Genomic DNA, 23,870 nt, shown 5'->3' with positions numbered 1-23,870 from the left:
CTGCCGTACAGGGCATGCTGTAAACGAGTTGATTTCATCGGTCTGGCCCGCAAGCTGTGCCACGCGGGTCAGCCCTGAAGGTGTGTGGCGGTGCGGACTGAACGAGCGCAGTCCGGACATGCTGTAAGCCGTGTGGTCATCCCTGATGGCCCGCGGCGAAACCGGGGCTTGCCCCTGCGACCCGCTCAACCCACGCCAGGTCGCGTCACTACATTCCTCCCGGCAATCTTCGGATTGCCGTTTTTTTTGCGCCCGAATCCCCGCCGCCAGATATGACAACGCCAGCCCGAAGGCTGGCGTTGCAAACATCGACACGAGATCGGTTACTGGGTCATGGTCAAGCCGTTGCTGTCGGCCCCCAGCAGCAGTTTTTTGCCCGGCACGATGCGACCGGAGAGCAGCGCCTGCGCCAGCGGGTTCTCCACCTTGTGCTGGATCGCCCGTTTGAGAGGCCGCGCCCCGTAGACGGGGTCGAACCCGGCGTGCACCAGCTTCTCGAGCAGCGCCTCGCTCACCTCCACCTCGTAACCCTGGGCCTCCAGTCGGCCCATCAGGCTCTTGAGCTGGATGCGGGCGATGGACTTAATGTGATCCTCGCCGAGGGGGTGGAACACCACCGTCTCGTCGATTCGGTTGATAAACTCCGGTCGGAAGCTGCGGGTCAGCACCTCCATCAGCATGGCCTTCATCTCGTCGTAATCCTTCTCGGAGTGGTGCTCCTGAATCAGATCCGACCCGAGGTTGGAGGTCATGATCACCACCGAGTTGCGGAAATCGACGGTGCGGCCCTGACCATCGGTCAGGCGGCCATCATCGAGCACCTGCAACAGGATGTTGAACACATCCGGGTGCGCCTTCTCCACTTCGTCCAGCAGGATCACCGAGTAGGGGCGACGGCGTACCGCCTCGGTCAGATAACCGCCCTCCTCGTAACCCACATATCCGGGAGGCGCCCCCACCAGACGAGCCACGCTGTGTTTCTCCATGAACTCGGACATGTCGATCCGCACCATGGCATCCTGGGTATCGAACAGGAACTCCGCCAGCGCCTTGCACAGCTCGGTCTTGCCCACCCCGGTCGGTCCGAGGAACAGGAAGGAGCCGATGGGGCGGTTCGGATCGGAAAGCCCGGCACGGGAGCGGCGAATGGCGTTGGAGACCGCTTCGACCGCCTCCTCCTGGCCGATCACCCGGCTGTGCAGTTGCTCTTCCATCCGCAGCAGCTTGTCGCGCTCCCCTTCCAGCATGCGGGCCACCGGAATGCCGGTCCAGCGGGCCAGCACATCGGCGATCTCCACGTCGGTGACCCGGTTGCGCAGCAGGCTGGTCTCTTGCATCTCAGCCTGAGTGGCGAGATCCAGCTGTTTTTCCAGCTCGGGGATACGGCCATATTGCAGCTCGGACATCCGGCCCAGATCCCCGGCGCGGCGCGCCACATCGAGATCCTGACGGGCCTGCTCCAGCGCCGCCTTGATATGCTGGGTACCGGCGAGGGCAGCCTTCTCGGCCTTCCACACTTCATCCAGCTCGTTGTATTCCCGATCTTTTTCGCCAATCTCCTGATTGATCAGCTCCAGACGTTTGCGGCTGGCGTCATCGTCCTCCTTCATCAACGCCTGCTGCTCCAGCTTGAGCTGGATGATGCGCCGCTCGAGGCGATCGAGTGCCTCCGGCTTGGAGTCGATCTGCAGCCGGATGCTGGCCGCCGCCTCGTCAATGAGGTCGATCGCCTTGTCCGGCAGCTGGCGATCCGCGATATAGCGGTGCGACAGCTGAGCCGCCGCCACGATGGCGGGGTCGGTGATCTGCACATGGTGGTGCAGCTCGTAACGCTCTTTCAGGCCGCGCAGGATGGCGATGGTGTCCTCCACGCTCGGCTCTTCCACCAGCACCTTCTGGAAACGGCGCTCGAGGGCCGCATCCTTCTCGATGTACTGACGGTACTCATCCAGGGTGGTGGCACCGACGCAGTGCAGGTCGCCACGGGCCAATGCCGGTTTGAGCATGTTGCCCGCATCCATGGCCCCTTCGCCCTTGCCAGCGCCGACCATGGTGTGCAGCTCGTCGATAAAGAGGATGACGTTGCCCTCCTCCTTGGCGAGATCATTGAGCACGGCTTTCAGCCGCTCTTCGAACTCGCCGCGATATTTGGCACCGGCTACCAGCGCCCCCATATCCAGTGACAGCACCCGCTTGTTCTTCAGCCCTTCCGGCACTTCGCCGTTGATGATGCGCTGGGCCAGCCCCTCGACGATGGCGGTCTTGCCGACACCTGGGGCACCGATCAGTACCGGGTTGTTCTTGGTGCGGCGTTGCAGCACCTGGATGGTACGGCGGATCTCGTCATCACGGCCAATAACCGGGTCGAGCTTGCCGATCTCGGCCCGCTCGGTCAGATCGATGGTGTACTTCTCCAGCGCCTGACGATTCTCCTCGGCGTTGGCATCCTCCACCTTCTTGCCGCCACGCACCTTGTCGATGGCCGCTTCCAGTTTCTCTTTGGTCAACCCCTGAGCACGCAGCAGCTCGCCCAGCGTTCCCTTCTCGTCAAGGGCCGCCAGCACGAACAGCTCGGACGAAATGAACTGATCCTTGCGCTGCTGGGCCAGTTTGTCACAGACGTTAAGCAGGCGGCCGAGGCCGTTGGAGAGCTGAACATCCCCCTCAACCCCGCTCACCTTGGGCAGGCGATCCAGCTCCTCGCCGAGGCGGGAGCGCAGAGAATTGATATCCAGCCCGGTCAGGGTAAGCAGTGGACGAATAGAGCCGCCATCCTGATTGACCAGCGCGGTCATCAAGTGGACGGGTTCGATAAATTGGTGGTCACGACCCAGTGCCAAAGACTGGGCATCAGAAATAGCGATTTGGAATTTACTGGTCAGGCGATCGAGGCGCATTGCACTCCCCCTTCAAACAGGCAGACGCCGCTTGCGCGGCAAACAACATAACTTTCTGAGATGAAAGATGAGGCCCGTGCGGGCTATTTCAAGGGCAATGGCTGGTTATTTTTTCTGCAAAGCGGGGAGAAGGCAGGATCCCCGCCTCTCTCATACGGATTTGCTCTTGAGAGAGACGGGGTATTACTTGGCGGGTGATTGCTTAGCGGGCCAGCCAGATGAGGGAGGCCATCCGGCCGGTCTGGCCATCGCGGCGATAAGAGTAAAACTGCTCGCTATCGCTGAAGGTACAGTGCTCGCCGCCATAGACAGCATTCACCCCGGCGCGGGCCAGCCGCAGCCGCGCCAACCGGTAGATATCCGCCAGCCATTTACCCTCGTTGGACGAAGGCACGAAGGCCGCTTCTGCTTCGGCCTGCTCCGCCATAAAGGCCTCGCGCACCTCACCACCCACTTCAAACGCGGTAGGGCCGATGGCCGGGCCAAGCCAGGCCAGGATCTCGCCCGGCTCGCAGCCCATGGCGGCGATACTGGCCTCTAGCACGCCCTCCTTCAGTCCACGCCAGCCAGCATGGGCCGCAGCCACCACAGTACCGGCCCGATCACAAAACAGCACCGGCAAACAGTCGGCGGTCATCACGATGCAGGCCAGCTCCGCCTCATGGGCGCAAGCTGCATCGGCATCCGGCGCCAGCTCATAATGGCTGCTGACCGGATGCACAACGGTACCGTGTACCTGATTGAGCCAGTTGAGAGTGCCGGGGATCCGGGCGGCCTGCTGCAAGCGGGCGCGATTGGCCTCAACCCGCGCCGGTTCATCCCCCACATGGGCACCCAGATTAAGACCAGCAAAGACCCCCTCACTGACGCCGCCATCACGTATGGTCGACAGGGCTCTGACGTTGGCAGGTGCAGGCCAATCGGGTTCGATCCATTTCATCTATGGCTCCTTTCGTTCATATGAAAGCGGGGCCCCTTGGCTGCAACCAGTCAAGGGGCCCCGTCTCAGGTCATGGAGGTCTGGTTACGGCAAAAATTGTCGCAAAGTGGCCCTGGGAATCAGTTCCAGACCAGATCGTCCGGATTGGCCAAGGTGTCAGCGCGCAGCACTTCCATCAGATCTACCATGTCTTGTGGCGTCTCGGAGTGCCACTGCATCACTTCACCCGTGATGGGGTGCGCCAGCTGCAACATGGTGGCGTGCAGAGCCTGACGATTGAAGCTGCGCAGCATCTGGGTCAGCTCCGGTGTCGCATTGCGCAGCAGGCGCAGACGACCACCGTATGCCGGATCGCCTACCAGCGGGTGCTTGATGTGGGCCATGTGGACACGGATCTGGTGGGTACGACCGGTTTCCAGACGCAGACGCAGACGGGTGTGGCCACGGAACTTCTCGTGCACCCGGTAGTGAGTCACAGAAGGACGGCCGTTAGGCACCACAGCCATATGGGTACGCTGGGTCGGGTGACGGCCGATGGGCGCATCAACTGTGCCACCTGCGGTCATGTGACCGATGGCTATCGCTTCGTACTCACGGGTAATCTGGCGCGCCTGCAGCGCTTCCACCAGATGGGTCTGGGCGGGTACGGTTTTGGCAACCACCATCAGGCCGGTGGTGTCTTTATCCAGACGGTGCACGATCCCGGCACGAGGCACCTCGGCGATATCGGGATAGCGATGCAGCAGGGCGTTGAGGATGGTGCCATCGGGCGTACCGGCCCCCGGGTGGACCACCAGACCGGCTGGCTTGTCGATCACCAGGATGTGTTCATCTTCATAAACGATGTTGAGCTCGATATCCTGCGCATCGAAGCGGGTGTCATCTTCCAGCTCGACATTCACATGCACCTGCTGCCCGGCCAGAATTTTCTCGCGCGGGGTGTTGGCAACCTGACCGTCCAGGGTCACTCTGTCCTGTAAAATCCACTCCTTGATGCGGGTGCGGGAGTAGTCTGGAAACAATTCGGCCAGGGCCTGGTCGAGTCGCTGCCCGAATTGGTGATCCTGGAATTCGCCTGTCAGTTCAATATGCTGGCTCATGTATGGTCTCTTGAGCGGGGGGTATCAATTCGAAATAATCCGGGTATTCTAGCTTTTCTTTTAGCCAAGCATAACGGATACTTTGCCAATTTCGTGGAAATGGACCGGATGTTGTTGATGGGAAAGAAGTCTCACCTGCTGATGTCGCTCGCCTTGGTCGCTACCTTGATCACAGGCTGTTCCAGCACCAAACCCAAGGTACCCGACGAACCGCCGGAGACCCTGTACCAGAAAGCACGCCTCAAACTGGACGTGGGCAACTACGTGCAAGCCACTGAATTGCTGGAGGCTTTGGACTCTCGTTATCCGTTCGGAGCCTACTCAAACCAGGTGCAGCTTGACCTCATCTATGCCTACTACAAGCAGGATGACACCGCTCAGGCGATCGCCAATATCGACCGTTTTATCCGCCTCAATCCGGCGCATAAAAATATCGATTACGTCTTCTATATGCGCGGTCTGACCAACATGGCTGCGGATTACAACTTCTTCCAGAACATGTTCGGTATCGATCGGGACGACAAGGACCCGGCTTATGCCCGTCAGGCATTCCAGGACTTCAAGACCCTGCTGCAGAACTACCCCAACAGTGTCTATGCCGCCGATGCTCGTGCCCGCATGATTGGCCTGAAAAATCGTCTGGCCAGATATGACCTGAGCGTGGCCGAGTATTACGTGAAGCGTGATGCGCTGGTCGCTGCCGCCAACCGAGCCAAGCTGCTTGTCGAAACCTACCCCGACACAGCCGAGACCGAGAAGGCACTGGAGATCATGGTCCAGTCCTACGACACGTTGAAGATGCCGGAACTGGCCAAGCATGCCCGCGAAGTGCTTGCCAAGAACTACCCGGAGAACCGCCTCGGCCGTGGCTGAGTGATACGGATCAACCGGTAACAAAAAACCGATGCCAAGGCATCGGTTTTTTTATCTCTAGAATTTATCCGCAGAGCTGGCCCGGCATGACGGCGCCCTCCCTGCGCCGTCATCGCAGCTCTTACTTCGCTACATTACCTGCCACGTTCAGGGCATCCCAGGTGCGGGAGAAGGGCGGCGCGTAGGCAAAATCGAGCATGCCGAGCTGCTCGGTGGTTACCCCCATGGTGATGGCCACCGCCAGCGCGTCGATGCGGTGGACCGCCCCCTTGCGACCGAGGATCTGGCCACCCAGCAGCCGCTTGCTGCCCGCCTCGTAAACCAGCTTGACGTGAATGTCGGACTGACCCGGGCAGTAGTTGGTATGGCACTTGTCCTTGATCACCACGGTGCGATAGTCGATGCCCATCGCCTTGGCTTCCTGCTCGGAGAGGCCGGTGCGGCCCGCCTCCAGCCCCAGCACCTTGAGTGCGGCGGAGCCGAGGGTGCCCGGAAACTCCTGCTCGGCCCCCGCCAGGTTCTCGCCCACCATGCGCCCCAGCTTGTTGGCGATGGTGGCGAGCGGCACATAGACCTGCTGCTGATTCACGGCGTGCCAAACACTGGCACAGTCACCGGCCGACCAGACGTTGGCCAGCGAGCTGCGCCCCTGACGATCCACCTTGATGGCGCCGTTGCCGAGCCGCTCGATGCCGGTATCAGCCAGAAACTCGGTGTTGGGCTTGACCCCGGTGCAGACCACCACGATATCGGCCACGTACTCGCCCTGGCTGGTACGCACGCCGGTCACCCGGCCCTCCCCCAGCAGCGCTTCAACTCGCTCACCCAGATGGAGAGAGACCCCCTGCTCGCGCAGTTCGGTTTCAATGTGTTGGGTGATCTCGCCATCAAACGCATCAGGGATGACCCGCTCCGCCAGCTCGATCAGACGCACCTCCTTGCCCTGATGAACCAGCGCCTCGACCACTTCCAGCCCGATAAAGCCGGAGCCGATCACCACGGCGCGGCGATTGTTCTTGTCTTGTACTGCCGCCTTCAGCGCCAGTCCGTCGGCCATCCGGCGCAGACCAAATACCCCCTCCTGCTGCAGGCCGGGGATAGGTGGCATCACTTCGCGGGCGCCGGTGGCGATCATCAGCCGATCGTAGCGATCGGTGAAGGTGTCACCGTTGTGCTCCACTTGCAGCGTCTGCGCAGCAGCATCCAGACTCAGCACCCGGTGGCCAATCTTGACCTCAATCCCCTTGGCAGCGAACTGCTCCGGGGTGAACTCGGCCATGTAGCCAGGCTCCTGAAACTCGTCGCCGACAAAGTAGGGCAGACCACATGCGCCGAAGGAGATCACCTCGGACGCTTCATACACCACGATGTCAGCCTCTTTGGCCAGTCGGCGCGCCTTGGCGGCCGCACTCATACCGGCGGCTTCGCCACCGATGATCAGAATTCTCATTGTTTTTCCTCTCAATGGCGCAGGGAGGGCATGCCCTCCCTGCGGTTGATGGTGGGAAGGTTACCCCTCCCGCTGCGGATCAGATGGTGGACTCTTCGCCGTCCAGACTCACTTCGTGATCGCTGTTGAATACGTTCATGTCGGTCTCCCTCAGCAGGCGGCTGGTAACCGTGCCCGCAGTGATGGAGCCGGAGACGTTGAGCGCGGTACGGCCCATGTCGATCAGCGGCTCGATGGAGATGAGCAGACCGGCCAGTGCCACCGGGAAGTCCAGCGCGGAGAGCACGATCAGCGCGGCAAAAGTGGCACCGCCGCCGATCCCGGCCACCCCGAAGGAGCTGACGGTGATAATGGCGATCAGGGTCATGATGAAGCCCGGGTCCATCGGATTGACCCCGACAGTCGGCGCAATCATCACAGCCAGCATGGCCGGATAGATACCGGCACAGCCGTTCTGGCCGATGGTGGAACCGAAGGAGGCGGCGAAGTTGGCGATCCCCTCCGGAATACCCAGTGACTTGGTCTGGGTCTGCACGTTCATCGGGATGGAGCCCGCACTGGTACGGGAGGTGAAGGCAAAGGCCAACACCGGAGTGATCTTCTTCAGGAAGCGAGCCGGGTTGATGCCGACCATGCCGACCAGCAGCAGGTGCACGGCGAACATGATGGCGATGGCGCCGTAAGAGGCCATCACAAAGCTGAGCAGATTGATGATGTCAGCGTAGTTGGAACCGGAGACCACCTTGGTCATCAGCGCCAGCACGCCAAACGGGGTCAGGCGCAGCACCAGGGTCACCATCCGCATCACGATGGCGTGGGCCACGGCAATGAAGTGGCTGAAGCTGGCGAAGATCTCCGGCTTCTTGCGGGCAATGCCGGTAGCCGACAGACCGATGAAGATGGAGAAGATCACCACGGCGATGGTGGAAGTCTTGCGACCGCCGGTCATGTCAAGGAAGGGGTTGGCTGGAATGAACTCCAACATCATCTTGGCAAAGGACATGCTCTCGACGCTGCCGAGGGTAGTCTGCAGCGCCGCGCCACGGGCGCTCTCGGCGGCACCGGCAGTGAGACCTTCCGCAGTCAGACCAAACAGGTTGGACATCAGGATGCCCGCCCCCGCAGCGATGGCGGTGGTGAAGATCAGCACGCCAATGGTCATGGCGCTGATCTTGCCAAGGGCAGTACCACCGTTGAGCTTGAGGATGGCGCTGATGATGGAGACCATGATGAGCGGGATGATGATCATCTGCAGCAGCTTCACATAGCCGCCACCGACGATATCGAGATAGTCGATGGTCTGGGCGATCACCGCAGAGCCTGCTCCATAGAGCAGTTGCAGAGCAGCACCGAACAGGATACCGAGCCCCAGGCCGGCAAACACCCGACGGGTGAAGCTCACATGTTTTTCCTGTAACCGGTAGAGAAAGAACAGCAAGATAGCCGCGATGGCCAGATTGCCTATTACGCTAAGTGTCATGAAATGACTCCCCAAAAAGCGGGCTCAAGCCCGAGAAAAAAGAGCAAGCGCCATGCTTGCCCTGGCAACCGCAGTGCCCGACGGCCTGACCCGTCATGGCACAAATGTAGAGGGGGTCTATTGCCCCCTTGTCGCGAGCTTACTGCTTCTGCTGTTTCGCTCGCATGATGTTGATGATCTCGATATCGGTATCCAGCATCCCCTCTTTGGAGAGACGACCCAGGTTGGCGATAGTCTGGTCCACGTCATCGGAGACGATCCCCTCGCTCTGAGGGACATGCAGGTTGTTGATGGCCATCAGCGAGGACTTCACCGCCGCCGAGGTGGAGGTAGAGACCTTCATCGAACAGGCACTACCTGCGCCGTCGCAGATGATGCCGGAGACATCGCCAATCATGTTGTTGATGCAGTGACTGATCTGCTGGTACTGACCGCCCAGCAACCAGGTGATGGCGGCGCCAGCGCCCATGGCAGCGGTACTGGCGGCACAGAGAGCCGACAGCTTGTTCTGGTAAGTCTTGATGTAGATAGCCACCAGATGGCTCATCACCAGCGCCCGGGTCAGCTGCTCGTCGCTCGCCTTGAGGAAGCGGGCTGCCGCGACTACCGGCATGGTGGCGGCGATGCCCTGATTGCCGGAGCCAGAGTTGGACATGGCGGGCAGCATGGCACCATCCATCCGCGCATCTGAAGCGGCGGAGGAGAGGCGCATTGCCAGGGTCATCAGGTCGTCGGAGAGCAGCTTGCGCTCTACCTGCTCGGTGAGGATCTTGCCGATCTGCAGGCCATAGCCATGTAATCCCTCATCTGCCAGCGCCTGATTCATGGTCGCGGCGGCACGGATGAAGTCGATCTCGGCCAGCGGCACTTCCAATGCAAAATCGACGATCTCACGCAGGGTCATGGTGGGCTTGCTGGACGGGGCAGCCTGGATCTGTACACCGGAGGCACTGTTCTGCGCCATCAGCACCTCACCATCCTTCTCCATCAGGATGATGCGGGTATGGTCGGTACAGATCACCACCCGGGCACTGTGACCCTCCACCTCAGCCAGCACCTCGGCGTAGAGCACGTCCGGCACATCCTTCACATCCACCTTGATGACGGGCAGCAACGCCTTGGCCGCCTCGACCTGGGCCGGGGTGAGGGTCTTGAGCACCTCCAGCCCCGCATCCGGGTTGCCCCCGGTGATGCCTACCGCCGCAGCGACTGGCAAACCAATCATGCCGGTTCCAGGCACCCCGACCCCCATGCCGTTCTTGAACAGGTTGCCACTGACCCAGACGCTGATGCGGGTCGGATCCTGCCCCAGCAGCTTGCGGCAGTTGGCCGCGGCCAGCGCCACCGACATCGGCTCGGTACAGCCCAGGGCGGGCACCACTTCACGCTTGAGCAGGGTAATAAAGTCGGTCCATTGTGCTTTCATTGCTGTGGTTCTCATGTTCATGGCGCCCGCAGGCAGTTATTGCTTGTTCAGATCCGCTTTGTGATTGCGAATATGCAAGTAGACGGTATGACGGGAGATATCGAGCATCCGGGCGACCAGTTGAGCCGCCTCCTTGATCTCGAAAATCCCCATATCGTAGAGCCGGGTCACTATCTCCTTGTTGCGCACCGTGCTGGAGAGCGAATCGTCCCGATCCACCTTCTCAATGACCTGGGTCACCAGATCGTCCACCGAACTGGCAAAGGTCTCGTTGTTGAGCGGTGCCGGAGTGGCTGGCTGCACAAAGGTATCGAGCAAACTGCCGAGGGAGATATCCAGACTGAAGTTCACGCAGAGCATGCCGATAGGCTTGCCCTGCCGATTGCTGATGGTGATGGAAGAGGACTTCATCAATGACCCTTCACGGGTGCGGGTAAAGTAGCTGCTCCACTGACTGCCAGCCTCCCCCTGCAAACGGTTGAGGGCAAAATCGGTGACCGGTGCGCCTTCCATACGGCCGGTAACATGACCATTGGCAATCTTGATGACCGACGCATCCAGCGAGTCAAATGCATGCAGCACGACCTCGCAACCAGACCCAAACAGGGCGGCCAGCGCCTCGACAGCAGGCTCGAAACTGGCGATCAGATGACGTTCTTCATCCGTTAACGAATTGATAGTGTTAGTGATTGCGACTGTAGGCATATAGTAAGTGAGATTGGGTAAACTGCAGTTGATTCTACTATCAACAGTATCAACTAATGTTGAGCAGCATCCCTTTTTTGCACACTATTATGCCCGCCTTTTAACAAAGAGCGACAAATTGTGAAGCGGCGCACAGACGGCGCCACACATCAGAGGTGATAGCGGGCCAACAACTGCTTATAGGCGGGTGTCTGCTTGAACTGCTGCAAGGCAGCAGAAAAGCGAATAGCTAACTGATCGTGGCCGGGTTTGTGGGTAAATCCGAGAAAGTTGCGATTCTCTTCCGTCAGCTGGAACGAGCCATTACGCACTTGCTCCTGCAACCCTTGGCTACGCAACAGGTAACGACCCACTCGTTCGTTGAGCACCACCCCGTCCAGTCGTCCTGCCATCATCATATGCAGTTGTTTGATTGGGTTGCCCTCACCGGTCATCGCCACTCTGATCACCCCGGGCTCGGCCAAAAATGCCTTGCTATAGGCATAATCAACCTGCACCCCGATCCGCAATCCCTTGAGGTCCGAGGTCCGTTCAAGGTGAACGGGGCGATCGACTGGATAGAACAGAACTTCCCCACTGATAGACAAAGGCTCGTCAGGGTAATGAAGCCAGCTATTACGCTCTGCAGCATAAAAGACATCCAGTATGGCATCCCCCTTCTGGAGCTTGGCCTCCTGCAATACGCGCCGCCACGGCAATACACGCACGTCGATTTTGTAGCCAAGTTGCCCCAACACGGTACGCGCTAAATCCAGATCGGCTCCGACCAGCTTGCCGCCATCATCCCGCATCACATACGGGGGCCACAGCTCGGTCAGTATGGTCAGCGTCGGTTGCTCACCCGCTGTTGCCGTAGCACCAAACAAGGAGGCCAGCAGCCAGCCATACACCCCAATCTTTCGCCAACCCTGACACCACATCATGAAGATCCCTCACGGTCCGTATGGATTGAGAATATACAAGGGAGTAACAATAAAAAAGGAGGCCGAAGCCTCCTTGATATCCAGTCTCTGAATGACACTTACAGTGCTTTCAGGATTGCCTCGACGCTGGCCTTGGCATCGCCAAACAGCATCTGGGTATTCTCTTTGAAGAACAACGGGTTCTGGACACCGGCATAGCCAGTGTTCATGGAGCGCTTGAAGCCGATGACGTTCTGCGCTTTCCACACTTCCAGTACCGGCATACCGGCGATCGGGCTGCCCGGATCTTCCATTGCGGCCGGGTTGACGGTGTCGTTGGCACCGATCACCAGCACGGTATCGGTATCGGCGAAGTCGTCGTTGATCTCGTCCATTTCCAGCACGATGTCATACGGCACTTTCGCTTCCGCCAGCAGCACGTTCATGTGGCCTGGCAGACGACCGGCAACCGGGTGGATACCGAAACGCACCTTGACGCCGCGGTCACGCAGCTTCTGGGTAATCTCGGCGACCGGGTATTGAGCCTGCGCCACCGCCATGCCGTAGCCCGGGGTGATGATGACGGAGCTGGAGTTCTTCAGCAGGTCAGCCACTTCCTCGGCGCTGGTTTCGCGGTATTCGCCCATCTCCTGGTCACCGGTAGAGGCAACACCGTCGGAGCCGAAGCCACCGGCGATCACGGAGATGAAGGAGCGGTTCATCGCTTTACACATGATGTAAGAGAGGATCGCACCGGAGGAACCTACCAGCGCACCCACCACGATCAGCAGGTCGTTGGAAAGCATGAAGCCCGCCGCCGCTGCCGCCCAACCGGAGTAGGAGTTCAGCATGGAGACCACCACCGGCATGTCGGCACCACCGATGGAGGCAACCAGATGCCAGCCGAAGGCGAAGGCGATCAGGGTCATCACCAGCAGGGCGAAGGTAGAACCACCCGCGTTGACGAAGTAGACCATCAGCGCCAGAGCGGCCAGCACAGCCAGCAGGTTCAGCTTGTGGCGATGCGGCAACATCAGCGGCTTGGAGGAGATCAGACCACGCAGTTTGCCGAAGGCAACCACGGAACCGGTGAAGGTCACGGCACCGATGAAGACGCCGAGGAAGATCTCGACCAGGTGGATGTTCAGCATGGCGCCGGTCAGGTGCTCGACCTGGGCAACGCTGGCTGCCTGCTCGAACGCCGCACGGGCGGCTGCCAGAGTGGCATCCAGGTTGGAGCCGACGGAAACCACCACTTCAGCGGGCGCAGACGGATGCAGATCGATGAAGCTGTTGAAGCCCACCAGCACCGCTGCCATACCGACGAAGCTGTGCAGCACGGCCACCAGCTCGGGCATCTCGGTCATCTCGACCTTGAGCGCCAGACGCACGCCGATGGCACCGCCGATCACCATGGCCAGGATGATCCAGTGCACGCCACTGGTTTCCGGGTTGAATACGGTGGCGAGCAGGGCGATAGCCATACCCGCGATACCGAACAGGTTGCCATGCTTGGCCGTTTCTTGCTTCGACAGTCCCGCGAGACTGAGGATGAAGAGCACGGCGGCAACGATATAGGATGCTGTTACCAGTCCTTGAGACACGTTAAACCCCCTTAATCCTTACGGAACATCTTCAGCATGCGCTGAGTGACGGTGAAACCGCCGAAGATGTTGATACTGGCAATCAGCACGGCAACGAATGCCAGTGCGGTGACCAAGGTCGACCCTTGCCCGATCTGCAGCAGCGCACCGACCACGATAATGCCGGAGATGGCATTGGTGACCGACATCAGCGGCGTATGCAGGGCGTGCGAGACGTTCCACACCACGTAGTAACCGACCACACAGGCCAGGATGAATACAGTGAAGTGGGAGAGGAAGGCTGCCGGGGCAACGGAAGCGATCCAGCCGAAGGCGGCAATGCCAAGGGCACCGAACACGAACTTCTTGTTGGAGGGCTTGGCCTCTTCTTTCTTGGCAGCCGGTTTGGCGGCGGCCGGTTTCTGCGGAGCGGCAGAGACGGCGATGGCGGGCGGCGGGAAGGTTACTTCACCGGCCTGGATCACCGTCATGTTGCGCTGCACCACGTCTTCGAAGTCGATAGCGACGTTGCCGTCCTTCTCCTTGCACATCAGCTTCATCAGGTTGACCAGGTTGGTACCGTAAAGCTGGGAGGATTGGGCAGGCAGACGACCCGGCAGATCGGTGTAACCAATCACCTTGACGCCGTTGGGGGTGACGAACAGCTCGGTCGGCTTGGTGTATTCACAGTTGCCGCCGGTTGCTGCGGCCAAGTCCACGATGACGGAACCCGGCTTCATGCTGTCGACCATCTCCTTGGTGATCAGCTTGGGAGCCGGACGACCAGGGATCAGGGCGGTAGTGATGATGATGTCCACCTCTTTGGCCTGCTGGGCAAACAGCTCCATCTCGGCCTTGATGAACTCATCGGACATGACCTTGGCATAACCATCGCTGGATGCGCCATCTTCGCCACCGAAGTCCAGCTTGAGGAATTCCCCACCCATGGATTCGATCTGCTCGGCCACTTCCAGACGGGTATCAAACGCACGCACGATAGCGCCGAGGGACCCGGCAGTACCGATGGCGGCCAGACCGGCCACACCGGCACCGATCACCAGTACCTTGGCGGGCGGTACTTTACCGGCTGCGGTGATTTGGCCGGTGAAGAAGCGACCGAACTGGTGCGCAGCTTCAACCACGGCACGATAGCCACCGATGTTGGCCATGGAGGAGAGGGCATCGAGGGACTGGGCACGGGAGATCCGCGGCACCATATCCATCGCCATCACATTGATGTTGCGCTCGGACAGCTTCTTGACCAGCTCAGGGTTCTGGGCAGGCCAAATGAAGCTCACCAGAGTGGCACCATCTTTAATTTGTGCGATCTCGGCATCGGTCGGCGCATTGACCTTGAAGATAAGGTCGGCTTGCCAGACATTCGGCACCACGCTGGCACCGGCAGCCTCGAAGGCGGCATCATCGAAGCTGGCCAACTGGCCTGCGCCGGACTCGATGGCGACCTCGAAGCCGAGCTTTTTCAGCTGCTCGACGGTAGCCGGGGTCGCTGCGACCCGGGTCTCACCGGCGAGACTCTCTCTCGGTATTCCAATCTGCATGACTATTCCCTGATGGTTAATAAACAATCGCTGCCCAGTGTCTCACTTCTGGCGAAACAAGACATGACCAAAGTGCAGGTCCAGGGCTCTTTGTTATGAAAATCAGTAGGCTTTACCTCAACCTCCTGTCATGGTCGGGCCCCCGCTTTTCAGGCGCGAAGGTGATTAGTATCAAATTTTGGAGTTTTATTACAACCGCACGCCCAACAGCACTCGTACAGAATTCAGCCCATCCCTGGCGGCGATTGAAAAAAACAAACCAAATTAGAGGCTTATACCAGTAAAAACAGCTGAAAAAAGTGATCCAACCAGTCAAAAAAAATGTTTTACCGGCCCTCTATCTTAGCGTTTTTTGTTCTTACGAAATCCGCCTTCGTCTCACTTCTCGCATCGAAATGCTGGAAAGTAACATTTTCCCAACAAAAACGGGGCCATTCAGCCGCCGGATGGCGGGAGATAGCCCCGACAATTCAATCGTTTCGCTGATATGACCGCGCTGGGCAGCGCTTACCAGGCAGCCTCATAAATATGCTGGCTCTGCACCAGATCGATATCGCTGTGCTCGCCCAGACGGCTCATGCCGTGCTCACCCAGCTTGCCGATCAGGGTATCGATACCCAGATCCTTGAGGCCGTAGTCGCGCAGGCGGGTCTTGACCCCCATCCGTTCGAAGAAGTCGCGGGTGGCAGCGATGGCATCGTCGATGCGCTCCGCTTCGCTGCCGCTGTTCAGACCCCACACCCGCTCTGCGTATTGCAGCAGCTTGGCATGCTTCTGTTTGCGCTTGGCCTGCAACAGGGCGGGCAGTACCGCCGCCAGGGTTTGGGCATGGTCGAGGCCGTGCAGGGCGGTCAGCTCGTGACCCAGCATGTGGGTGGCCCAGTCCTGCGGCACACCGGCACCGATCAGACCGTTCAGCGCCATGGTGGCACTCCACATGATGTTGGCGCGCACCTCGTAGTTGTGCGGCTCGGCCAGCGCCTTGGGGCCCTCTTCGATCAGGGTCAGCAACAAACCTTCGGCGAAGCGATCCTGCACCTTGGCGTTAACCGGATAGGTGAGGTACTGCTCCACGGTATGAACAAAAGCATCCACCACCCCGTTCGCCACCTGACGCTCGGGCAGGGTGTAGGTGAGTACCGGATCCAGCACAGCGAAACGCGGCATCACGAACGGCGAGAAGAAGTGCACCTTGTCGCCACTGCTGCGACGGGTGATGACGGCACCCATGTTCATTTCGGAACCGGTCGCTGGCAAGGTCAGCACGGAACCCAGCGCAATGGCGGAGCGCACTTCGCTGCCGACGGTTTCGAGGATGTGCCAGGGATCCTTGGCCAGATCGTAGTGCGCGGCAGCGGCGATAAACTTGGTGCCATCGAGCACGGAACCGCCACCGACGGCGAGCAGGAAATCGACCCGTTCGGCTCGGGCCAGCTCCACGGCCCCCATCAGGGTCTCGTAGGCTGGATTGGGCTCGATACCGCCAAATTCAAACAGGGTGAAGCCAGCCAGTTCACTGCGGATCTGCTCCAGCAGGCCGCTGCGCAGCACGCTGCCACCGCCATAGGTGATCATGACGCGAGCATCGCTCGGGAGCTGCTCACGCAGCTGGGCGATCTGCCCCTGGCCGAACAGGATTTTGGTCGGGGTATGGAGAGTAAAGTTGTTCATCGATATTGCCTTCTGCTGGTCGGTGCGGCCAGGCCGCGAAATCATGATTGCATTTTTCTCCAGAAAAACCCTACCATCAAGGCAATATCCTGCTTGATTCTTGCCTATTTCTACAAAGCAGCGAAAACCGGAACTATTGAATCAAAGAGCGCCCATGCCAAACCGTTATAGCGACCTCGCCGCCAGAGTGACCCGCCACGTCACCACCCCCGGCATCACCCCCTCCCCGGTGGAGCAGGTCAATCTCATCTATACCACCGAGTACCACGGTCGTACCCCGGTGCTCTACCAACCGCGGATGATAGTGATCCTGCAGGGGCATAAGGTGGGCTATCTGGCAGATCAGGTATTTCGCTACGACCCCAACCACTACCTGCTGATGACCTTGCCGCTACCCTGCGAGTGCGAGTGTTTCGCCTCCCCCGAGCAGCCCCTCATCGGCTTCTCCATCGAGATCAATATGGTCACCCTGCAAGCGCTGCTGCTGGAGCTGGGCGATGCCCTGCCCGCCCCCACCCCGCAGACGAGCGGCGTGCACTCGGTCCCCCTGTCGGAGGCGATGTTCTGCGCCGCCGAGCGGCTGATCGATCTGATGGACAATCCGCTACACGCCAGGGTGCTGGGGCCGCAGACGGTGCGGGAGATGCTGTTTCACGCCCTCACCGAGGGAGGCGGCCCGGCGTTGCAGGCCCTCGCCAACCGCCACAATCATGTGGGCCAAATTGCCCGGGTGCTGCGTATGATAGAGCAGCACTATGCCGACAACCTCACCATGGAGGAGCTGGCGCGGGAGGTGAACATGAGCGTCTCCGCCTTTCATCACCACTTCAAGGCGGTCACCGCCACCTCGCCGCTGCAGTACATCAAATCATTTCGCCTGCACAAGGCACGGATGATGATGCTGCACGACGGCATCAAGGCGGGGGCGGCCGCCGCCAGAGTCGGCTACGAGAGCAACTCCCAGTTCAGCCGGGAGTACAAACGGTTCTTCGGCAGCACGCCGACGGATCAGGCCTCCCGCTTTCGGGATGGCCAGCTGCGCATCATCGAGGGATAACAAGAGAGGGATTACCTATGCGTTCACTGTTTTGCCTGTTTACCGCCCTGCTGCTGACGGCCTGTACCGGGGTTGCTGACGGCATTCGCCCCGTCACCGGCTTCCAGCTCGATCGCTATCTCGGCACCTGGTACGAGATTGCCCGCCTCGACCACAGCTTCGAGCGCGGGCTGGAGCAGGTGAGTGCCACCTACAGCCTGCGGGACGATGGCGGCGTCAAGGTGCTCAACCGCGGCAAGCAGAGCGATGGCAGCTGGCGCGAAGCCGAGGGCAAAGCCTACTTCGTCGGCAACCCGGACGAGGCGCGGCTCAAGGTGAGCTTCTTCGGCCCCTTCTATGGCGGCTACAACGTCATCGACCTCGATCCCGATTACCAGCTCTCGCTGGTGACCAGCTACAACCACGACTACCTCTGGATCCTCGCCCGCTCACCCAATCCGCCCAAAGCGAAGGTGGATGCGCTGGTCGCCAAGGCTAAATCGCTGGGCTTTGCCACCGACCAGCTGATCTGGGTCAAACAGACTCCTTGATGCCAAGCGGGGGAGCGGTTGACTCCCCCTCTCTTTTATTTCTTCCCATCCCGACCGTTTCAACCCAACTGCTATCTTGCTGATATTCACCGCTGATTTTTGACCGAACCGCTCCCTCTATAGCAGCCTCCGTTCCATCGCGAATACATTTATTCACTCACGACATATATATGGCAACAACAGGCAATATCACCAACTTATTAACAGATGTGCGAATGGGGAAATAGCAACCACGTAAGTAACGTCACCAGTGGTGAATTTAGTTCACGATGATATCCAATATATCGCCAGCGCCATCAAAACATATCTAAATCTGGGACCGAATTGAATCGCCGATATTGAGTCAATCATTGAGTAGCGAACAATAAATCAACAAACAGACCAAATATAAAGCCAAACGGGTCTAATTTCAGTGATTAATTCTTGTCATCACTTTCGTTCGATGGTAAACAGCTAACAATTTAAAATTTATGTATAAATATTCAAATATTACGAGGTAATGAAATTGGAATGGATTAAATTGAGTGGAATACTCATCATCTTGCTGGGTTTCTATTTTAAACTCGATACTCTGGCGGTGGTATTAGTGGCAGCAATCACCACCGCACTGGTCTCCGGTCTATCTTTGGCAGACTGTCTCTCCCTGCTGGGTGAAGCTTTCGTCTCCAACCGCATGGTAACGCTGTTTCTGCTAACCCTGCCGATGATCGGTATCTGTGAGCGCTACGGCCTCAAGCAACAAGCGGTCACCCTGATTGAGCGAATAAAGAAGCTCACCCCGGGCAAGTTCATGACCCTCTATATGTTTATTCGCGAACTCTCCGGGCTCTTCTCGGTTCGGGTGCAAGGTCACACCCAGTTTATTCGTCCGCTGGTCAACCCCATGACCCAAGCTGCCGCTATTAAAGTACACGGCAAATTAAGTGAGGCTGATGAAGAAGAGATAAAAGCACGGGTTTCAGCCACCGATAACTATGGCAACTTCTTTGCGCAAAATACCTTTGTCGCCTCTGCCGGGGTATTACTGATCGTCGGTACCCTGGAATCCCTTGGCTATAACGTGTCGGCTATAGATATTGCCAAGGCCTCCATGCCGATTGCCATTATCACCCTGTTGATGGTGGCCGCTTCCAATATGTGGTTTGACCGTCAAATGGCCAAAAAATATGCCACCAGCAGCAACACCGGAGGCAAAAAATAATGACCTCGTTCATTCCCCAGATGCTCGAATTCTTCTATGTGCTGATCGGTGTCATCCTCTTCAGCACGGCCTGGCGCGTACTGCGTGACCCCAACCATCCGGCCCGGGTTGGCACAGCCCTGTTCTGGATCATCCTCGGGGTGCTATTCGCCTTCGGCAGCTATATTCCGCACCTTATCAATGGTGTGCTGATCATTGTTATGGGGATCATCACCCTGCTCAAGCAGGTGAAGATCGGCAAGCTGGAACAGGCGAGCGAAGAGGAGTCCCAGACCCACGCCAACCGCGTCGGCAACCGGATCTTCCTGCCCTGCATCCTGCTGGCGCTGCTGGCGGTGCTACTCGCCCAGTTCACCCCTCTTGGCGGTCAGGTCAGTATCGGTCTGGCTTCGGCGATCGCTTTTGCTATTGCCGTGCTGCTGACTCGTGCCTCCCCCTCTACCGTGGTGGGTGACTCCGATCGGATGATCCAGCAGGTCGGTATCACCGGCATTCTGCCGCAACTGCTGGCCGCACTCGGGGTGATCTTCAACAAGTCGGGCGTGGGCGATGTCATCTCCCAAGGCCTTTCCACTGTCGTACCGATGGGCAGCCCCTTCGTCGGCGTGGTGGCCTACTGCCTCGGCATGATGATCTTTACCATGATCATGGGTAATGCCTTTGCCGCTTTCACTGTCATCACCGCTGGCATCGGCATCCCCTTCGTGATCGCCCAGGGCGGTGACCCGGTGGTGGCCGGTGCGCTGGCAATGACTGCCGGCTTCTGCGGTACCCTGATCACCCCCATGGCCGCCAACTTCAACGCCCTGCCCGCCGCCCTGCTGGAGATGAAGGATCTCAACAAGGTGATCAAGGTGCAGGTGCCGATGGCGCTGACACTGGTGCTGATCCACATCGCACTCATGTATTTCTGGGCATTCTGACCATTCGGGAGAAGATGATGAAAGTACTTATTACCGGTTTTGACCCCTTCGGCGGTGAGCCCATCAACCCGGCATGGGAGGCAGTGAAACGCCTGCCAGACACCATTCTGGACGCCACCGTGATCAAGGCGCAGATCCCCACCGTCTTTGGCAAGTCGGCGACCCTGCTGGCCGAGCTGATGCGCCAGCACCAGCCTGACGTGGTGATCAACGTCGGTCAGGCGGGCGGCCGCTTCGCCATTACTCCGGAGCGGGTCGCCATCAACATCGACGACGCCCGCATCCCCGACAACGAGCAGCAGCAACCCATCGATGAAGCGATTCAGGCCGATGGCGCACCTGCCTACTTCTCCCGTCTGCCCCTCAAGGGAATGGTGCAGCGCATCAAGGAGAATGGCATTCCGGCGGCGCTCTCCAACACTGCGGGCACCTTCGTCTGCAACCATGTCATGTACCAGCTGCACTACCTGATTGAGAAAGAGTTCCCGGCGGTGCGCGGTGGCTTTATCCACGTTCCCTACATCACCGAACAGGTGGCGGACAAGGTGAACCAGCCCTGCCTCGCCATGAGCGACATCACCCGCGCGCTGGCACTGGCCATCGAGGCAGTGGTACTGCAGCAGGATGGTGACATCAAGGTCGTGGGCGGCGAGATCTCATGACTCTTTGCCAGCCACGCCCGCTGTTCGTTTACGGCAGCCTGATGGAGGGACTCTTCAACTACCGCCGCTATCTGGCTCACCACGTGAGCCAGTCACCGCGGCGCGCCCGGGTACGCGGCACCCTCTATCACTTGCAGCACAAGGGCTACCCCGCTCTGCTGCAGGGTGAGGAGTGGGTCTATGGCGAGCTGTTCCAGCTCGACGACTTTCCCAGCGCCATCGCGGCGCTCGATGAGATGGAGAACTTCCACGGCGAGAATGATCCGCACAGCGAGTATTTGCGCCAGCTCATCGAGGTCGAGATCTTCGACCCGGCGCAGGGGCGTTATGTCGGCCAGCAGCAAGCCTACCACTACCGCTACGTGGTGCAGCACGACCCGCAGTGGCAGCAGGGCAAGCACCACCTGCCCGACGGCAACTGGCGCGCCTTCCATCTGGCGCAGCTGGAGAGCGCCGCCTGACGGTCAGCGACAATAACAAAGGGCAGCCTGCAGGCCTGTCTCTTATACAAAAATCCCCAAGCATCGCTTGGGGATTTTTTTTGAACTTCTCCCCCATTCTGTGATCTGAACCTTTCATTGCTCTCTTCCCTGGTTCTAACATGCTCTTCACTCAACCGGCGCACTGGGCGCAGGCACAGTTTGGTCACGCCAACCTTAACGACCCAAGACGCACCAGAAGGCTGGTTGCCCTCGCCACTGCCCTTGCTCACCAACCAGGAGATTGCGTGTCACACCTTCCCCTCTCACCTGCTGATATGGAAGGCGCATACCGCTTCATTCGCAGCTCACATTTCAGTACCGAGGCCATTGCCAACGCTGGCTTTGCCGTCACCGCCGACCGGCTGGAGTAGCACCTGCTGACCAGTGAAGCGGTGACCTGCGCCGAGCAGGCCAGCGAGATTATCGGCTACTACGAGCGGCGCTGGCTCATCGAGGATTATCACAAGGTCTGGAAGAGTGCAGGCACCCGGGTCGAAGCGCTGAGGATGCAGAGCCGGGAGAACCTGACGCGTATGAGCGTCATCCTGGCCTTTCTCGCGGTGCGGTTGCTGCAGCTGCGATTTATCAAAGAGGAGCCTGCCGCGCAGGGAGAAAGCTGCAAAGGGCTGCTGGGTACGAAGAGCTGGAAGCTGCTGTGGTTGAAGCTAGAGAAGAAGTCCCTGCCGAATGAAGCCCCCAATATAGCCTGGGCGTACAAGAGCCTGGCGATACTGGGGGGCTGGAAGGATACCAAGCGAACGGGGCGAGCCTCGATAGCGGTGCTATGGGAGGGCTGGTTTAGGTTACAGACCCTCCTTGAAGGCTATGAACTGTGAGCATCAACACTTGTGATCAAGAGACAGGCCTGCAGGCTGCCCTTTTTCATGGAAGATGGCCTGAGGATCAGAGCCGGAAACGGCCGATCTCCTGCTCCAGCCGCTCGGTCAGCGCCTTCAGCTCGGCCGCCTGCGCCGCCTCGTTGCCCGCCTGCTCGGCCAGCTCTTGCCTACCTAGATAGTAGAAATCCCAGCATTGAGAGAGTTGCAGCACAGTGGCAACGTATCCAGCGCACTAAACGCGCCATGCCATACCTCATTTACCAGCTTGACCCGCGTCGTGAGACTTGCGAGCTGCATTTGAAATGGAGTGCTTCTTCCTATAGATCATCCTTGGTGGATCAGCCATATGCCACCAAACAATTGGGGCTGCACTTATGGGGTGCGACAGGTTTCAAAGTATGAGTATCAGAAGATACTGGCATCCGGCAAGGCCATAGCCAGTCCAACCGATGACGGAATCGAGCCACGTTGGAACTTCAACCCTGGCTTGGGCCGCCCTGATGTTTAAATCCGGTTTAAAGGCAGATTTTAAAAAGCACCAGTGATCGAGTTAACTGCGTAAAAATGGAAGAAATACCGAAAACGACAAAAAGTGATCAGCAGCAAACAGCCATAAAAAAGGGGCGCTCAGTGCGCCCCTTTGTCATCGCTTCCCGCTATCTCTATCCGGAGCCTGTCAATGATCTGCTCACTCTCATAATCCAGCTCACCAAGGCGGCGATACAGAGCGTTTACCCCCTCCATATTCGCCACCTCATTGGCGCTATTCACATCCCTGCCACAGGCTGCATCAGATACCTTAACGCCTGTGCATGCCGCACTACGTCTTGCTTTGATGCCTTTCACACCGCGCTCTAGCAACCATCCAATCAGGTGCTCACTCTGGCCATACCCAACGCGCCTGATTTCATCCTCGAACGCCATTAGCGTCGCCACGTGCATTTTGTGAATACTGCCTTTTAGCGCCATAATGTGGGCCTCTCCATCTGATGTCCTCCCACATCTTTCTACGCCATCAACGATTTGTCGATCCCACTTACTCCCTATAAATTCAACTTATTCCCGGGGTATATGGATTGATCACATCAATAGCGTGATAACACCGCGCAAAGAGAGGGTCATAACTACGAATCCTTGTTGGTGTGTCAGGCGTGATTTTTTAGGGTTAGATAGTATCTGCCAGTTAAGCCCTATGAGCTGGATACATAGTTCATTGCCAAACCCAGATGACCTCCCCAAGGCAGAGAGGGGCTGCGAGCAGGCCAGAACATCACTACAACCAACTAGCCAAGTTACGCCACAGCTTATGTCTACTACACCAGATGACCCTTTTTTGCTGCCGAGATCCCGATGCTGATTAGAGCATCACAGTCGCCCCCACCCCCTTACTGAGCAAAAAAACTCTCACGAGTCCGTGCAAATCCACTTGAGTCTTCGTTGTGGTTTGTTGTAGGTTACTTTTTCTGTAACGTAAAAGATTCATTTTTTTACATTGATGGCGGTAATATTAAACACCATTAATTTGTTCAAGGAGCTATTCATGGAAGAAGGGAAAGTTATGAACCCACGTTTGCAAGCCGCAGCACCTAT

Annotated in this window: 21 protein-coding genes and 1 pseudogene; 9 read left to right on the top strand and 13 right to left on the bottom strand. The window is 58.6% G+C overall.

Annotation, left to right across the window (positions count from 1 at the left end):
• Positions 1–323: 323 nt before the first annotated feature.
• The 3 genes from clpB to rluD form a co-directional block, all read right to left on the bottom strand.
• Positions 324–2,897, bottom strand: coding sequence for an ATP-dependent chaperone ClpB (gene clpB, locus ACE1BR_RS05890; protein WP_374868459.1), 2,574 nt, complete (start codon positions 2,895–2,897; stop codon positions 324–326).
• A 202-nt stretch (positions 2,898–3,099) separates the two neighbouring features.
• Complete coding sequence (gene pgeF / locus ACE1BR_RS05885) at positions 3,100–3,837, bottom strand: peptidoglycan editing factor PgeF (protein WP_374868457.1); 738 nt, start codon at positions 3,835–3,837, stop codon at positions 3,100–3,102.
• A gap of 119 nt (positions 3,838–3,956) precedes the next feature.
• Complete coding sequence (gene rluD / locus ACE1BR_RS05880) at positions 3,957–4,937, bottom strand: 23S rRNA pseudouridine(1911/1915/1917) synthase RluD (protein WP_374868455.1); 981 nt, start codon at positions 4,935–4,937, stop codon at positions 3,957–3,959.
• Positions 4,938–5,054: 117 nt separating this feature from the next.
• Here rluD and ACE1BR_RS05875 point away from each other — a divergent pair, with 117 nt between their 5' ends.
• Entirely contained in the window at positions 5,055–5,810 is a 756-nt protein-coding gene (locus ACE1BR_RS05875) for an outer membrane protein assembly factor BamD (RefSeq protein ID WP_374868453.1), read from the top strand.
• Between the two features lie 121 nt (positions 5,811–5,931).
• On the opposite strand, the gene ACE1BR_RS05870 is transcribed toward ACE1BR_RS05875, so the two are convergent.
• The 8 genes from ACE1BR_RS05870 to yqhD all read right to left on the bottom strand — a co-directional run bounded on the left by ACE1BR_RS05870 (position 5,932) and on the right by yqhD (position 16,586).
• Positions 5,932–7,260 carry a CoA-disulfide reductase gene (locus ACE1BR_RS05870; RefSeq protein ID WP_374868451.1) on the bottom strand — a complete coding sequence of 443 codons (1,329 nt, stop codon included), beginning with the start codon at positions 7,258–7,260 and terminating at the stop codon, positions 5,932–5,934.
• Positions 7,261–7,339: 79 nt separating this feature from the next.
• Positions 7,340–8,740, bottom strand: coding sequence for an L-cystine transporter (locus ACE1BR_RS05865; RefSeq protein WP_374868449.1), 1,401 nt, complete (start codon positions 8,738–8,740; stop codon positions 7,340–7,342).
• 139 nt (positions 8,741–8,879) lie between these two features.
• On the bottom strand, positions 8,880–10,181 hold the full coding sequence (locus ACE1BR_RS05860; RefSeq protein ID WP_374868447.1) for a serine dehydratase subunit alpha family protein: 1,302 nt from the start codon (positions 10,179–10,181) through the stop codon (positions 8,880–8,882).
• Between the two features lie 21 nt (positions 10,182–10,202).
• On the bottom strand, positions 10,203–10,871 hold the full coding sequence (locus ACE1BR_RS05855) for a transcriptional regulator (RefSeq protein WP_374868445.1): 669 nt from the start codon (positions 10,869–10,871) through the stop codon (positions 10,203–10,205).
• 149 nt (positions 10,872–11,020) lie between these two features.
• Entirely contained in the window at positions 11,021–11,794 is a 774-nt protein-coding gene (locus ACE1BR_RS05850; RefSeq protein WP_374868443.1) for a substrate-binding periplasmic protein, read from the bottom strand.
• 98 nt (positions 11,795–11,892) lie between these two features.
• A complete protein-coding gene (gene pntB / locus ACE1BR_RS05845) occupies positions 11,893–13,377 on the bottom strand; it encodes a Re/Si-specific NAD(P)(+) transhydrogenase subunit beta (RefSeq protein ID WP_374868441.1) in 1,485 nt (494 codons plus the stop codon).
• An 11-nt stretch (positions 13,378–13,388) separates the two neighbouring features.
• Entirely contained in the window at positions 13,389–14,915 is a 1,527-nt protein-coding gene (gene pntA, locus ACE1BR_RS05840; RefSeq protein WP_374868439.1) for a Re/Si-specific NAD(P)(+) transhydrogenase subunit alpha, read from the bottom strand.
• 507 nt (positions 14,916–15,422) lie between these two features.
• Positions 15,423–16,586 (bottom strand): alcohol dehydrogenase, encoded by a 1,164-nt coding sequence (gene yqhD / locus ACE1BR_RS05835; protein ID WP_374868437.1) that lies wholly within the window; start codon positions 16,584–16,586, stop codon positions 15,423–15,425.
• 154 nt (positions 16,587–16,740) lie between these two features.
• Here yqhD and ACE1BR_RS05830 point away from each other — a divergent pair, with 154 nt between their 5' ends.
• The 8 genes and pseudogenes from ACE1BR_RS05830 to ACE1BR_RS05795 all read left to right on the top strand — a co-directional run.
• Positions 16,741–17,643 carry an AraC family transcriptional regulator N-terminal domain-containing protein gene (locus ACE1BR_RS05830; RefSeq protein ID WP_374868435.1) on the top strand — a complete coding sequence of 301 codons (903 nt, stop codon included), beginning with the start codon at positions 16,741–16,743 and terminating at the stop codon, positions 17,641–17,643.
• A 17-nt stretch (positions 17,644–17,660) separates the two neighbouring features.
• Positions 17,661–18,173 (top strand): lipocalin family protein, encoded by a 513-nt coding sequence (locus tag ACE1BR_RS05825; protein ID WP_374868433.1) that lies wholly within the window; start codon positions 17,661–17,663, stop codon positions 18,171–18,173.
• A 520-nt stretch (positions 18,174–18,693) separates the two neighbouring features.
• Entirely contained in the window at positions 18,694–19,374 is a 681-nt protein-coding gene (locus ACE1BR_RS05820; protein WP_374868431.1) for a DUF969 domain-containing protein, read from the top strand.
• Positions 19,374–20,297, top strand: coding sequence for a DUF979 domain-containing protein (locus ACE1BR_RS05815; protein ID WP_374868429.1), 924 nt, complete (start codon positions 19,374–19,376; stop codon positions 20,295–20,297). The genes ACE1BR_RS05820 and ACE1BR_RS05815 overlap by 1 nt, the downstream gene beginning before the upstream one ends.
• A 17-nt stretch (positions 20,298–20,314) precedes the next feature.
• Positions 20,315–20,959, top strand: a complete 645-nt coding sequence (pcp, locus tag ACE1BR_RS05810; RefSeq protein ID WP_374868428.1) for a pyroglutamyl-peptidase I — start codon at positions 20,315–20,317, stop codon at positions 20,957–20,959.
• Positions 20,956–21,420, top strand: coding sequence for a gamma-glutamylcyclotransferase (locus tag ACE1BR_RS05805; RefSeq protein ID WP_374868426.1), 465 nt, complete (start codon positions 20,956–20,958; stop codon positions 21,418–21,420). Before pcp ends, ACE1BR_RS05805 begins: the two co-directional genes overlap by 4 nt.
• Before the next feature lie 140 nt (positions 21,421–21,560).
• On the top strand, positions 21,561–21,812 hold the full coding sequence (locus ACE1BR_RS05800; RefSeq protein WP_374868424.1) for a transposase DNA-binding-containing protein: 252 nt from the start codon (positions 21,561–21,563) through the stop codon (positions 21,810–21,812).
• Positions 21,813–22,277 (top strand): annotated as a pseudogene (locus ACE1BR_RS05795) (IS4 family transposase); the annotation flags it as partial.
• Positions 22,278–22,344: 67 nt separating this feature from the next.
• On the opposite strand, the gene ACE1BR_RS05790 reads toward ACE1BR_RS05795, so the two are convergent.
• Together ACE1BR_RS05790 and ACE1BR_RS05785 are read right to left on the bottom strand one after the other, a co-directional pair.
• Positions 22,345–22,491 carry a hypothetical protein gene (locus ACE1BR_RS05790; RefSeq protein ID WP_374868505.1) on the bottom strand — a complete coding sequence of 49 codons (147 nt, stop codon included), beginning with the start codon at positions 22,489–22,491 and terminating at the stop codon, positions 22,345–22,347.
• A 416-nt stretch (positions 22,492–22,907) separates the two neighbouring features.
• A complete protein-coding gene (locus ACE1BR_RS05785) occupies positions 22,908–23,249 on the bottom strand; it encodes a hypothetical protein (protein WP_374868422.1) in 342 nt (113 codons plus the stop codon).
• Positions 23,250–23,870 lie beyond the last annotated feature (621 nt).

Source organism: Aeromonas sp. MdU4 (assembly GCF_041929505.1).
Classification (GTDB): domain Bacteria; phylum Pseudomonadota; class Gammaproteobacteria; order Enterobacterales; family Aeromonadaceae; genus Aeromonas.
This window is presented reverse-complemented; position numbering and strand designations above follow the sequence as displayed.